This is a genomic window from Actinomyces minihominis (assembly GCF_900187855.1).
GTDB lineage: Bacteria > Actinomycetota > Actinomycetes > Actinomycetales > Actinomycetaceae > Scrofimicrobium > Scrofimicrobium minihominis.
Genome location: NZ_FYEG01000005.1, coordinates 77,193 through 90,062 on the forward strand (window position 1 = coordinate 77,193; position 12,870 = coordinate 90,062).

Consider the following 12,870-nt stretch of genomic DNA (forward strand, 5'->3'; position numbering starts at 1 on the left):
ACTGACTGGTCAGTCCACCGGCTTCAAGACAGAAGGGCCGAACAGAAGTCGAGTGGGGTCGACATACTCATTCTTTCCAAAGCGGGCTCCCCAGTGCAGAGTCCCGGGGGAATGCCCATCCTCGACGGTCGCAATCGGGTCCCCGCGCCGAACGGACTGGCCGGTTTGGACCAGGGGAACAACGGGCTCATAGGTAGAGCGCAAACCATCATCATGGAGAATAGAAACAGACTGACGATCAAAGACAAGGCCCGCATGTACGACCGTGCCGCTTGCGGGAGCCGCCACAACCGAACCAACAGGTGCGGCAATATCAACGCCCCGGTGGCCCCGCAGCCAGGGCAGCTCGGGTGGGTCAAAGGCGCGGTTGACGGGAACGGCATTACCTGTAGGCCAGGACCAAGCCGAAGCTGACCCCTCGAGATCCAACCGGTCGACTCCCGGGAGGAGCAGCGCGGAGAGGGCTACCAGACTTGCAAGGGGAATCAAGCTTCCGGTTGCTGCGTGCAAACTGACCGCCTCCAATCTTCTAGTCCATCCCATCTTCTTGGACTGGGAGTCCCACCGGTGGGGCGGCCCTGCCACCCGGGGGATTGCGCCGTAGAAACGGCCCTGTGGGTCACTTTTATGGGTCGGGACTCACACGGTGGGGGTGATGCCCAAGCGTCTTCTTGCCCTAGACTTGTCGAGCACCTGTTCGCAGGTGACTTCGCGTGTCATTTTCCGTCTGTGCAGGTGGTCCAAACCTGTGGCAACGGGACGCGGGGGCGATGGTCCTAAGGCGCTCTCGGTCATGGCACCAGGCTTTGCATCATGACTTACCAGTCATGACTGCAGACATAACCAAAACCAGGGCCTCCGGGCCCGCAAGATGTTGCTTCGGCAACGAAAGGACGAACATGGCTGTTGTAACCATGCGTCAACTGCTCGAGAGTGGTGTGCACTTCGGTCACCAGACCCGTCGCTGGAACCCCAAGATGGAGCCCTACATCCTCACGGAGCGTAACGGTATCTACATCATCGACCTCCAGCAGACCCTCAAGGCAATCGACTCGGCTTACGAATTTGTCAAGGAGACCGTCACCCGCGGTGGCACAATCCTCTTTGTTGGCACCAAGAAGCAGGCCCAGGAAGCAGTTGCAGAGCAGGCTTCGCGCGTTGGTATGCCCTACGTTAACCACCGTTGGCTCGGCGGCATGCTCACCAACTTCCAGACTGTTTCCAAGCGTCTCGCACGTTTGAAGGAACTCGAGCAGGTCGACTTCGATGACGTCGCTTCCTCGGGCTTCACCAAGAAGGAACTTCTGATGAAGCGCCGCGAGCGTGACAAGCTCTCCCGAACCCTGGGCGGCATCCGTGACATGGGCAAGGTTCCCTCGGCTATCTGGGTCGTTGACACCCCCAAGGATCACCTTGCAGTTGCTGAGGCAGCCAAGCTGAACATCCCCGTCATCGCCATCCTTGACACGAACTCTGACCCGGATGAGGTCGAGTACGGGATCCCGGGTAATGACGATGCCATTCGCTCCGTCTCCATCCTGACCCGCGTCATCGCTGACGGCGTTGCAGAGGGTCTGCTGGCTCGCTCGGCCCCCAAGAAGGATGACTCGGCAGCAGCGGACGCAGCTGAGCCTCTGGCTGAGTGGGAGCGCGAGCTCCTCGAGAAGTCGGCAACCGAGGAGGCTGCGGTCGCAGTTGAAGCCGAGGTTGCTGAGGTCGCAGCTGACGCTGCCGACCAGGCCTGAGCAGAATCTACCGACAGGAGAAACCTAGGAATGGCAAAGTACACACTTGCTGACGTGAAGGCTCTGCGCGAGGCAACTGGCGCCGGCATGATGGACGTCAAGAACGCCCTCGTCGAAGCCGAAGGTAACTTCGATGAGGCAATGAAGATTATCCGCATGAAGGGCCTCAAGTCCCTTTCAAAGCGTGAGGGTCGTGAAGCCTCCGCTGGCCTTATCGTCGCATCTGTCTCGGACGACAACAGGGTCGGCATCATGGTTGAGGTCAACTCTGAGACCGACTTCGTTGCCAAGAACGACAAGTTCATTGGCTTTGCAAACGAGGTCCTGGCAGCTGCAGTAGCATCGAAGGCCGCTGACCTCGAGGCGCTGATGGCAGCACCTTCGGGTGAAGAGACCGTCCAGGACCTGGTTGACGCCATGGGTGCGCAGATCGGTGAGAAGGTTGTTGTGAGCCGTGTGGCTCGAGTTGAGGGCGACTACGTCGGCCTTTACCTGCACCAGACCAGCGCTGACCTCCCGGCCCAGATCGGTGTCCTCGTGGCCACGGATGAGAAGGGTGAGAAGGTTGCGCGCGACATTGCGATGCACATCGCCGTGTTCAAGCCCCGCTGGCTCCACAAGGACGTCATCCCCTCGGAGGTCATTGACACCGAGCGTGAAACCCTGACGGCAATTACCCTCAACGAGGGCAAGCCGGAGCACATCGTTCCGAAGATCGTTGAGGGTCGCCTCTCAGCGTTCTACAAGGAGAACACGCTCCTCGAGCAGGACTACGCCAAGGATCCTTCTGTTTCCGTTGGAAAGGTACTGGACAGTGAGGGCTCGACAGTTTCCGAGTTCGTTCGCTTCCAGGTTGGCGCCTAGTAGGAACTAGTGGTTTGGGCTCCCGTCCTCGTCAGAGGGTGGGAGCCCTCCCTTAACCGGAACTTTGTAAAGCCCGGTTCACATAGTGACGGGGTTCGCATCGCGTCGGTATGGCGACCGACAGGGCTGTCTGTCGCCTAAACTTCTGCTCGTATGCCTATGGAAGGAGCCAGGATGGCCAGCAAACGACGTAGGGTTCTGCTCAAGCTCTCGGGAGAAGTGTTCGGGGGCGGGAAGGTCGGCCTTGACCCCGAGGTGATCCGCCAGGTTGCAGAGCAGATTGTCGCAGCTGTGAGCGCGGGTGTCCAGGTTTCAGTTGTCGTTGGCGGCGGTAACTTCTATCGTGGAGCTGAGCTTTCCGAGTACGGGCTTGATCGTGCGCGTGCCGACTACATGGGCATGCTGGGAACCGTCATGAACGCCCTTGCACTTCAAGACTTCCTGGACAAGGCGGGGGCAGCAACCCGCGTCCAGACGGCCATCACGATGACGCAGGTTGCCGAACCGTACATTCCCCTCAGAGCTATTCGGCACATGGAGAAGGGTCGTGTCGTAGTCTTTGGGGCTGGTTCAGGAATGCCCTTTTTCTCGACGGATACCGTTGCTGCGCAGCGCGCCCTCGAAACCCACTGCGATGAGCTGCTGGTGGCAAAGAACGGCGTTGATGGCGTCTACACCGCGGACCCCAAGCTGGACCCAAACGCACAACTTTTGCAGACGCTCACATACGATGACGCATTGAAGGGTCAGCTTCGTGTCGTCGATGCAGCCGCATTCGCCCTCTGTCAAGAGAATGGACTCTCAATGCGAGTCTTTGGCATGAATGAGCCGGGCAACATCACGCGGGCCCTCATGGGTGAGACAATCGGAACATTGGTGACCACCACTATCAACCAGGATGGGAAGTAAGACAGTGATTGACGAAATTCTCTTGGATACCGAAGACCGGATGGGTAAGGCCGTCGAAGCCACGCAGAACGATTTTGCGAGCATCCGGACCGGCCGCGCTAACCCGGCCATGTTCACCTCGCTCATGGTTGACTATTACGGTGCACCGACGCCCCTCCAGCAGCTTGCGACGATCAACATCCCCGAGGCGCGTACCGTCCTCATTTCCCCGTTTGACCGCAATGCTGTCAACGAGATCATTCACGCTATTCGTGAGTCCGATCTCGGGGTGAATCCGAATGATGACGGCAAGGTTATTCGTGTCATTCTCCCGGCTCTCACAGAAGACCGCCGTAAGGAGTACGTCAAGCAGGCCAAGACTCGCGCAGAAGAGGGACGTATCGCCGTCCGTGCCATTAGGCGTAAATCGAAGGACCAGATCGAGACGTTGAAGAAGGACGGCGAGATTGGTGAGGACGAGGCCGAGCGTGCTGAGAAGGCACTCGAGGCCACCACAAAGGAGTATGTCGACATGGTCGACGCCGCACTGGCATCGAAGGAAGCGGAACTTCTGACCGTCTAGGTCACGCCAACCCACGACAATCTGTGATCGACCAGTAGAAACTCCCGAGGAATGAGCCAGAAAAACCAGTCCGTGTTGGCCCGGGTCTTCAACCCGGGTCCCACACCTGACACCACCCCCCTTCCAGCTACAGGGCGGGCGGGACGAAATCTGCCGGCTGCTGTCACATCCGGACTGATTCTCCTCACAACGGTTGCCCTGGCTCTTTTCTTTGCCCGAAATCTCTTCTTGGTTTTCGTTGGAATCCTCATAGTTCTTGCCACGTGGGAGATTGCGGGGGCCCTGGCTCGTAAGCAGCTGAATGTGGTCCTCATCCCGGTTTACCTGGGTGGGATCGCAATGTTTGTGGCGGGTTCCCTGGGGTCCGAGGAATGGGTCATGTACTCCATGTACCTGACCATTCTGGTGGCCACGGCCTGGAGGATCTTCGCGGTGGATATGCCAGGTCGTCCGATCATGGATGTGATGGCAACGATCTTCACCATTGTCTACATCCCGTTCATGGCTTCCTTTGTCGGCCTGATGTCTCAGCGGACTGATTCTCCGTGGCCCCTGGTGTTCTTTGTCGTTGTGGTGGTTTGCAACGATCTTGGAGGCTGGATGGCCGGTGTCATGTTTGGCAAGCACCCGATGGCTCCAAAGCTATCTCCGAAGAAGTCCTGGGAGGGTTTTGCCGGGTCGGTCATCATGTGTGGTGCGGCCGGCTGGGTGGCCACACTGGTGATGGGGATTGAATGGTGGTGGCTGTTCGTGTTCGCCGTGGCGGGCGCGGTACTGGGTACCCTTGGCGACCTTACAGAGTCACTGATCAAGCGTGACGTAGGTCTGAAAGATATGTCTTCTATCATGCCCGGGCACGGGGGTATTATGGATCGCCTTGATTCGCTGCTCTTCGCGGCTCCGGCATTTTTCCTGATTTACTCCCTAGCCCTAGGTTGGTAGAAGAAGTGATTGAGCAACCCGGCAGGCGCAGAGAGGTACGCCCCACGGACCAGCCCCCCGAAGGTGCGGTTAGCCCCGATGCAAGACCGGTCCTTAGCTTCACAGCCAAACGGCGTGGGAAGCCACCGGTTCACCTGGCTGACCTGGATATGGCAAAGCGTAAGGAGTGGGCCAAGGACCTGGGGATTCCCGCGTTTCGCGCCGACCAGATGTCCCGCCACTACTTCTCACACAACCTGGCCGATCCAGCAGAGATGTCCGATCTTCCCGAAGCTGTTCGAGAGGGCGCGGCCAAGACCATGCTGCCGTCTCTTGTTACAGAAGCCAGCCGTCAGATTGCTGACGGGGGTGAAACAATCAAGACCCTGTGGCGCCTTTATGACGGTGTCCTCGTCGAGAGTGTGCTGATGGCATATCCGGATCGCGTCACCCTGTGTATTTCTTCGCAGGCCGGCTGCGGCATGGCATGTCCTTTCTGCGCAACCGGCCAGATGGGACTAACCCGAAATCTCTCTACCGCAGAGATCGTCGAGCAGGTGCGACTTGCCCGAGTTGAGTGCGAGTCAGGAAGTCTTCCCGGGGGGCCTCGAAACCTCACCAACGTTGTTTTCATGGGGATGGGTGAACCCCTGGCCAACATCCGTGCTGTTACGGAGACGCTTCACCGTCTGCTCGATCCCTCTCCTCAGGGGTTCGGTATGTCTGCGCGCAATGTCACCGTGTCCACAGTCGGCCTCGTTCCTGGAATCAGCAAACTGAAGACCCTGGGAATGCCGGTGACCCTGGCAGTTTCCCTGCATGCTCCCGATGATGACCTGCGGGACGAGCTCATTCCGATTAACTCCCGCTGGAAGGTGGGTGAGCTGCTTGATGCCGCACGCGCCTACTTCGTTAAGACCGGCCGTCGGGTCTCCATCGAGTACGCCCTCATCCAGGATATGAACGATCAGCCGTGGCGCGCCGCACTCCTGGCGGATGAGTTAAATAAGCGGGGACACGGATGGGCACACGTAAATCCGATCCCGCTCAACCCCACGCCAAACTCGATCTGGACTGCCTCGACGAGGGCGGCACAGAATGAGTTCGTACGCATCTTGCGTGACAATGGCATCCGGACAACGGTTCGCGATACTCGCGGTGCGGATATTGACGGCGCCTGCGGGCAACTTGCGACAAACTGGGCGCAGAAGAACGCCGAGAAGGCGACCGCCACAACCAAGGAGGACTGATGAGTGACCTGTTTCCCATGGTGAAGGGACTGTCTCGCGGCTACAACCCGGAGCAGGTGGATGCGTTTTTTGCAGAGTCCCGGACCGCCTATGAGGGCGGAGTCCCCGCAGACACATTCTCGGCGGAGCAGATCTACACCGCGGCTTTCGACCTGGTTCGCGGCGGCTACGACCCCAAGCCGGTTGATGCCGCTTTGAACCGGCTTGAGGCTGCCTTCATCCAGCGAGACCGGTCCAATTTCGTTGCCGAACACGGTGAGAACAAGTGGTTTGAGAAGATCGCCGATGATGCGACCGTCCTCTACCCCCGCCTACTTAGGCCGCAGGGGGACCGTTTCCTGCACCCCGAGGGACGTGCGCGGGGCTACTCAGCAGTCGAGGTCGATGCATTTCTCGATCGTATTGCAGCGTTCTTTGACGACCGCGACAACGTCACTGAGGCAGCGATAAGGACGGTCACCTTCAAGTCAGCGCGCGGTGAAGCCGCTTATAACGAGGCTCAGGTTGATGCATTTCTAGGGGCTGCTACCCGGGTCTTGATGGCGGTCTCGTGACCGCAGTTTCACCGATTCAGGTCACCATCCTGGGATCGACAGGCTCAATTGGGACGCAGGCTCTAGAGGTTGTTGATAGGCATGCTGATCGGTTCGAGGTCGTTGGTCTCGCTGCGGGGGGTTCTAACCTGGCGCTGCTCTCGGAGCAGGTGATTAGGTTTCGTCCCTCCGTGGTTGCGGTGGCTCGGCAGCTGAGTGCCGCGGAACTGACCGACTCGAACACGGAGGCCTCCCTGCTGGCGGTGGCGTGCCACAGGACCGGATCAGAGCTGATCTCCGGAACTGCAGCGACGGAGGAGGTCGCGGGGCGTTTCCCCGGAACTACCGTCCTCAACGGGGTCACCGGAGGGGTGGGTCTCGCCTCCACGTTAGAGGCGCTGCGGGCCGGGAGCCGTCTTGCCCTCGCTAACAAGGAGTCCCTGGTCGTCGGTGGTTCACTGGTCAATGCGGCCATCCAGTACCCGGGCCAGATCGTTCCCGTTGACTCCGAGCACTCCGCCCTTGCCCAAGCCCTCCTTAGTGGAGTCCACGAGAAGGGCATGGTCTCACCTGTCATCACGGGCCGCAGTGAACTGCACTCGTTGGTTTTGACCGCTTCCGGCGGTCCATTTCGGGGAAAGAAGCGTGCGGAGCTGGAGAATGTGACGGCCAGTGAAGCGCTGGCACATCCGACCTGGGCCATGGGGCCGGTCGTGACCGTGAACTCCTCAACCCTGATGAACAAGGGTCTGGAGTTGATTGAGGCCGCGCTGCTCTTTGATGTGGCACCACAGCAGATCACGCCGGTGGTCCACCCCCAGTCGATCATTCACTCCATGGTGACCTGGCAGGATGGCTCAACCATTGCTCAGGCCTCCTACCCGGATATGCGTCTTCCGATCGCTCTCGGTTTGGACTGGCATACCCATATGAAGGACATTGGTCGGCCTCTCGAATGGGAGAGCCCGACTGCGTGGACCTTCGAACCGGTGGACAACGCGACCTTCCCCGCATTGGGACTGGCTCGCGACGCACTGCTTGCGTCGGCTACGCACCCCAGTGTTCTGAACGCTGCAAACGAGGTGGCGGTTGACGCATTTCTTCGGGGAATGACGCCGTGGACAGCAATTGTTGACACGGTTGAGGAAGTTCTTTCTGAACACACCGGAGTTACGGACCCAACATTCGAGGACGTGCTCGGAACCCAGGAGTGGGCTTTCGCGCGATCCTCCGAGCTGCTTGGATTGGATCAACTTCGAACCAGTCTGGATTAGCGCGTGTTCCTTCTTGGTCTTTTCATCCTTGTCGCAGGACTGCTGATCTCCGTTGCTCTTCACGAACTCGGGCACATGCTTCCTGCGAAGAAGTTTGGCGCCCTGGTCCCGGAGTACTGGATCGGGTTTGGTCCGACGCTGTGGAAGACCAAGAAGAAGGGGACGACCTACGGGCTGAAGGCGCTCCCGCTCGGGGGATTCGTACGGATTCTCGGAATGTTTTACCCCGATGGAAAGGGACCCAAGGTCAAGCGTGACGGGCGTGAGACCCTGGCTGAGATGGCACGCCAGCAGTCCCGTCTGGAGCTGGATGAAGCCGCTGCTGAGGGAATGCGGGGCGTGCCGTTCTATGCCCTATCAACACCAAAGAAGCTGATCATTATGCTCGGTGGGCCGGTCATGAACCTGCTCATTGCGGTGCTCCTGGTTGCCATTGTGACGCTTGGAATCGGCTGGAACGCCCCCTCGACCACCATTGCTGAAGTGCCGACTTCCGAGGGGGCAGGGGAGTCCGCGGCGATGGCAGCCGGGATCGAACCCGGGGACACCATCACTTCGTGGAATGGGAAACCCATCTCCTCATGGCAGGGTCTCACCGAGCAAATTCAGGCGACCTCGCAACCGGTTGAGGTCGTAGTTGAGCGTGACGGACAGCTTCTGACGCTGACGGCTGAGCCCACGATCGCGGAGGACGGGTCACGCTACCTCGGTGTTGTCAGCGCCGTTGAGCGCCAGAGGGGCACAGTCGGCGATGTGGCTTCAACGATCTGGATGCAGACGAAGCTCACCGGGCAGGCGGTGGTTGCACTCCCGGTCAGTCTCTACGAGTTGACGACCTCGTTCTTCACGGGTGAGGAGAGGGACCAAAGCGGAGTACTCTCCATCGTCGGAGTCGCGCGTCTGGCCGGGGAGATTACCGGGACGCCCTCAACTACAGGTGGCGAGGGCGGACTTCCCTCCGGGGTCTCGTTCCTGGATCGCGCAGGATTGATGTTGTCGCTGCTCGGCGCCCTGAACATGGCCCTGTTCATCTTCAACCTGATTCCGCTTCCACCCCTTGACGGAGGCCATGTGGTTGGGGCGCTGTGGGGCGGGTTGCGAAACACCTTCGCGAAGTTGCGGGGCAAACCGAAGCCCCTACCGGCCGATACGGCGCGCATGGTGCCGGTTTCCTATGTCGTTTTCGCGGTTCTTATGGTGATGACGCTCATCCTGGTCGTCGCTGATCTCGTGAAGCCAATTACGTTCGTGTAACCAGTTGTCTAACAGGTGGGATAATGCAGTTGTGAGTCAAGTTTCGCTAGGTATGCCCAAGGTCAAAGACACGCCCTTCCCCCGGAAGAAGACGCGTCTAATCAACGTCGGATCCGTCCCGGTAGGTGGTGGCAGCCCAATTTCGGTGCAGTCAATGACCACTACTAAGACGTACGACATCGGCGCCACGCTGCAGCAGATTGCTGAGCTGACCGCCGCCGGATGCGACATCGTACGGGTGGCCTGTCCCACTGACAAGGATGCAGAGGCTCTGCCGATCATTGCCCGGCAGTCAACGATTCCAGTAATCGCCGATATCCACTTTCAGCCCCGGTACGTCTTCCAGGCCATCGAGGCCGGTTGTGCTGCGGTGCGCGTCAACCCGGGAAACATCCGTAGGTTTGACGACCAGGTCGGAGAGATCGTGAAGGCGGCAGCCGACCACGGCACGTCGCTGCGCATCGGAGTGAATGCGGGTTCACTCGATCGACGCATGTACGCCAAGTACGGCGGGGTGACTCCCGAGGCACTGGTTGAGTCGGCTGTCTGGGAAGCATCCCTGTTTGAAGAGCACGGCTTCCACGACTTCAAGATCTCGGTTAAGCACAATGACCCGGTCACGATGATCAGGGCCTATGAACTTCTCTCCGAGGCGGGGGACTGGCCCCTTCACCTGGGGGTGACTGAAGCCGGCCCAGCCTTCCAGGGGACCATCAAGTCTGCCACCGCTTTCGGAGCCCTCCTTCGTGAGGGCATCGGCGACACCATTCGTGTTTCGCTTTCTGCGCCACCCGTGGAAGAGGTCAAAGTGGGACTGCAGATCCTGCAGTCGATGGGTCTGCGTGAGCGTACCCTGGAGATCGTTTCATGCCCTTCCTGTGGTAGAGCCCAGGTTGATGTCTACACCCTCGCCGAAGAGGTTACTGAAGGACTGAAGGACCTCACGGTTCCCCTGCGCGTCGCTGTGATGGGTTGTGTAGTGAACGGTCCGGGTGAAGCTCGAGAAGCTGATCTCGGTGTGGCCTCGGGTAACGGCAAGGGTCAGATCTTTATCAAGGGCAAGGTCGTCGAGACGGTTCCCGAGGACCAGATTGTTGAAACGCTGATTCGCCACGCCAACGCGCTCGCGGAGGAAATGGGGCTTGAAGCCGGAGAGGGAGAGGTCGAGGTCATTGCGTAATCTGACCAGGTCACTTCTTATGACCGGGGTGGCAGTTGGCGCTGTCACCTACTTCGGGTTTCCTGCGCGTCTTGGACTCACTAAGTCCCAAACGCAGGTGTCGATGCCCGGGGACCTAGAACTGCCCACTGCGCAGATTCAGGGTGATCGTGCGCTGGTTGTCGAGGTCGAACCGGCAGTTATCTGGCCAGCTGTCCTCGAACTGAAAGAGACCTACGAGAAGCTGCTTGGAACGCGCCTTGAGGTCGTGTACCGGGAGGCCCCGGCCCTGATCGTCTGGCAGACAGTACCGCCGGTTCGAGTCGAAGAGAAGGACATGGACCTGTTCACCGCCTCGATTGCGGTTGCTTTGCGACCTGCGGGCGGAGCCACTTTGATCCAGGTCCGCGAGCGGTATCTGGTCCATGAGCCCAGGTTTGGGCGCGCGGCCGCCAAGCTGGCACTAACTGCAAGCGCCGGCATCGTCGGCCTCAAGCTACGTAGCATCCGGCGCACCGTAACGGACGCTTCGCCCTCGCAGGACAAGTAGGAGTCACATGCTCACAACAATGCAGCAGCTGTTCGTAAAGACGCTGCGAGAGGATCCGGCTGAGGCCGAGCTAGAGAGCCATAAGCTGCTGGTTCGCGCTGGGTACATCCGCCGCGTCGCACCCGGTATCTACACCTGGCTTCCGCTGGGCCTGAAGGTTCTGCGTAAAGTCGAGACCGTGATACGTGAGGAGATGGCTCGCGCTGGTGCCCAGGAGGTCCTTTTCTCTGGACTGCTCCCAGCTGAGCCCTACAAGCTCACGAACCGGTGGGAAGAGTACGGGCCCAACCTTTTCCGTCTGAAGGATCGCCGAGGTAACGACTACTTGCTGGCACCGACCCATGAGGAGATGTTCACCCTCCTAGTCAAAGAGATGGTTTCCTCCTACAAGGAGTTACCGCTAACGCTCTACCAGATTCAGACCAAGTTCCGTGACGAAGCCCGGGCCCGCGGTGGCCTCCTGCGCGGTCGCGAGTTCTCGATGAAGGATGCCTACAGCTTCGACCTCACTGATGATCAACTCAATGATTCCTACCAGGCCCAGCGGGATGCGTATGAGCGCATCTTTACTCGTCTGGGACTGCCCTACGTGATAGTTTCTGCGATGTCCGGGGCAATGGGCGGATCGAAGTCAGAAGAGTTCCTCATGCCCAGCCCGGTCGGAGAGGATACCTTTGTGACCTCTCCGGGCGGCTATGTTGCGAACTCAGAGGCAGTCACGACGCCCTCGCCTGAACCTCTACCAACTGAGGGACTTCCAGAGGCCATCCTCGTTGACACGCCAGGGGCGGACACAATCGAAACCCTGGTTGAGGCCGTCAACGCGGCGGCTCCGCGTGAGGATCGTCCGTGGCAGGCAGCAGACACCCTGAAGAATGTTGTCTTCGCAGTGACTGACGGTAATGGTAACCGCGAAGTGATCGTTGTGGGAGTGCCCGGTGACCGTGAGGTTGATACCGCGCGGCTCGAGGCATCTCTGGCTCCACTTGAGGTCGAGGTTGCTACCGAGGAGGACTTCAAGAAACACCCCGAGCTGGTGGCCGGCTACATCGGCCCCGAAGCTATCGGTCCGAACTCACCGGCGAGAGTGGTTGCTGAGGACGGCAGTGTGACGGGTTCGGTGAGGTACCTGGTTGACCCCCGTATCGCAGTGGGAACGGTGTGGATCTCGGGCGCAAACAGCGTTGATCAGCATGTGATTGGCCTGGTTCGCGGGCGCGATTTCGAGGTCGATGGCTACATTGAAGCCTCTGATGTTCGTGAGGGCGATCCGGCTCCCGATGGTTCCGGTCCCCTTAGTCTCCACCGTGGCATCGAGATCGGACACATCTTCCAGCTGGGGCGCAAGTACGCGGAAGCTCTCGGTTTGAAGGTCCTGGATGAGAATGGTAAGGCACGTACTGTCACCATGGGCTCCTACGGGATTGGTGTCTCACGCGCCCTAGCTTCGCTGGCACAGGTGACCCACGACGACAAGGGGCTGGCATGGCCGGCTTCCGTGGCTCCGTTCGATGTTCAGGTCATCGTTGCCGGCAAGGGCGAAGAGCTGGAGACAGCTGCCGTTACCCTCGCTGAAGATCTTGACGCCTCGGGTCTCGACGTCCTCCTGGATGATCGACGTCAGGCCTCCGCCGGGGTCAAGTTCGCCGATGCGGAGCTCCTGGGGGTCCCCCTGGCGGTTGTGGTTGGTCGAGGGATCAAGAACGGAGTGGTTGAGATTCGGGAACGTCGCTCAGGAGAGCGAACCGAAGTCAAGGTTGAGGACGCATTCATCTCACTCACCGAGGCACACAATAGGCTTATCGCATCTGACAGTGTGGCTCTCGGGAACCTGGAAGGGAACTAGACC

The 12,870-nt window shown here is 59.5% G+C and carries 13 protein-coding genes; 12 read left to right on the forward strand and 1 reads right to left on the reverse strand.

From position 1 onward, the window contains the following. Window positions 1-9 precede the first annotated feature (9 nt). Window positions 10-510: a M23 family metallopeptidase gene (locus CS903_RS06425; RefSeq protein WP_164996703.1), complete on the reverse strand. Its 501-nt coding sequence runs from the start codon at window positions 508-510 to the stop codon at window positions 10-12. Between the two features lie 389 nt (window positions 511-899). Here CS903_RS06425 and rpsB point away from each other — a divergent pair, with 389 nt between their 5' ends. From rpsB to CS903_RS06485, 12 genes are all read left to right on the forward strand, one after another. After that, the gene (rpsB, locus tag CS903_RS06430; protein WP_099332730.1) at window positions 900-1,745 is read left to right on the forward strand and encodes a 30S ribosomal protein S2; all 846 of its coding nucleotides are present in this window, start codon (window positions 900-902) and stop codon (window positions 1,743-1,745) included. 30 nt (window positions 1,746-1,775) lie between these two features. Further along, window positions 1,776-2,609 (forward strand): translation elongation factor Ts, encoded by an 834-nt coding sequence (tsf, locus tag CS903_RS06435; protein ID WP_099332731.1) that lies wholly within the window; start codon window positions 1,776-1,778, stop codon window positions 2,607-2,609. Between the two features lie 174 nt (window positions 2,610-2,783). Further along, window positions 2,784-3,518, forward strand: coding sequence for a UMP kinase (gene pyrH / locus CS903_RS06440; RefSeq protein WP_207203775.1), 735 nt, complete (start codon window positions 2,784-2,786; stop codon window positions 3,516-3,518). 4 nt (window positions 3,519-3,522) lie between these two features. Next, on the forward strand, window positions 3,523-4,080 hold the full coding sequence (gene frr, locus CS903_RS06445; RefSeq protein WP_099332733.1) for a ribosome recycling factor: 558 nt from the start codon (window positions 3,523-3,525) through the stop codon (window positions 4,078-4,080). Between the two features lie 51 nt (window positions 4,081-4,131). Beyond that, window positions 4,132-5,022 (forward strand): phosphatidate cytidylyltransferase, encoded by an 891-nt coding sequence (locus CS903_RS06450; RefSeq protein WP_099332734.1) that lies wholly within the window; start codon window positions 4,132-4,134, stop codon window positions 5,020-5,022. A 5-nt stretch (window positions 5,023-5,027) separates the two neighbouring features. Then, window positions 5,028-6,251 carry a dual-specificity RNA methyltransferase RlmN gene (gene rlmN / locus CS903_RS06455; protein ID WP_207203776.1) on the forward strand — a complete coding sequence of 408 codons (1,224 nt, stop codon included), beginning with the start codon at window positions 5,028-5,030 and terminating at the stop codon, window positions 6,249-6,251. Further along, the gene (locus tag CS903_RS06460) at window positions 6,251-6,805 is read left to right on the forward strand and encodes a DivIVA domain-containing protein (RefSeq protein ID WP_099332736.1); all 555 of its coding nucleotides are present in this window, start codon (window positions 6,251-6,253) and stop codon (window positions 6,803-6,805) included. The genes rlmN and CS903_RS06460 overlap by 1 nt, the downstream gene beginning before the upstream one ends. Next, on the forward strand, window positions 6,802-8,058 hold the full coding sequence (dxr, locus tag CS903_RS06465) for a 1-deoxy-D-xylulose-5-phosphate reductoisomerase (RefSeq protein ID WP_099332737.1): 1,257 nt from the start codon (window positions 6,802-6,804) through the stop codon (window positions 8,056-8,058). Before CS903_RS06460 ends, dxr begins: the two co-directional genes overlap by 4 nt. Before the next feature lie 3 nt (window positions 8,059-8,061). Continuing rightward, entirely contained in the window at window positions 8,062-9,312 is a 1,251-nt protein-coding gene (locus tag CS903_RS06470) for a M50 family metallopeptidase (protein WP_242491781.1), read from the forward strand. 52 nt (window positions 9,313-9,364) lie between these two features. After that, the gene (gene ispG, locus CS903_RS06475) at window positions 9,365-10,492 is read left to right on the forward strand and encodes a flavodoxin-dependent (E)-4-hydroxy-3-methylbut-2-enyl-diphosphate synthase (protein WP_099332738.1); all 1,128 of its coding nucleotides are present in this window, start codon (window positions 9,365-9,367) and stop codon (window positions 10,490-10,492) included. Further along, on the forward strand, window positions 10,485-11,021 hold the full coding sequence (locus CS903_RS06480; RefSeq protein WP_129587614.1) for a hypothetical protein: 537 nt from the start codon (window positions 10,485-10,487) through the stop codon (window positions 11,019-11,021). The genes ispG and CS903_RS06480 overlap by 8 nt, the downstream gene beginning before the upstream one ends. Window positions 11,022-11,028: 7 nt before the next feature. Beyond that, window positions 11,029-12,867, forward strand: a complete 1,839-nt coding sequence (locus CS903_RS06485; protein ID WP_099332740.1) for a proline--tRNA ligase — start codon at window positions 11,029-11,031, stop codon at window positions 12,865-12,867. Window positions 12,868-12,870: the final 3 nt, after the last annotated feature.

Bases quoted from the DNA above. Each gene is read 5' to 3' on its own strand.
- ispG (WP_099332738.1), top strand. From the start codon at position 9,365: ATGCCCAAGGTCAAAGACACGCCCTTCCCCCGGAAGAAGACGCGTCTA.
- rpsB (WP_099332730.1), top strand. From the start codon at position 900: ATGGCTGTTGTAACCATGCGTCAACTGCTCGAGAGTGGTGTGCACTTC.
- CS903_RS06485 (WP_099332740.1), top strand. From the start codon at position 11,029: ATGCTCACAACAATGCAGCAGCTGTTCGTAAAGACGCTGCGAGAGGAT.
- pyrH (WP_207203775.1), top strand. From the start codon at position 2,784: ATGGCCAGCAAACGACGTAGGGTTCTGCTCAAGCTCTCGGGAGAAGTG.
- tsf (WP_099332731.1), top strand. From the start codon at position 1,776: ATGGCAAAGTACACACTTGCTGACGTGAAGGCTCTGCGCGAGGCAACT.
- CS903_RS06450 (WP_099332734.1), top strand. From the start codon at position 4,132: ATGAGCCAGAAAAACCAGTCCGTGTTGGCCCGGGTCTTCAACCCGGGT.
- CS903_RS06460 (WP_099332736.1), top strand. From the start codon at position 6,251: ATGAGTGACCTGTTTCCCATGGTGAAGGGACTGTCTCGCGGCTACAAC.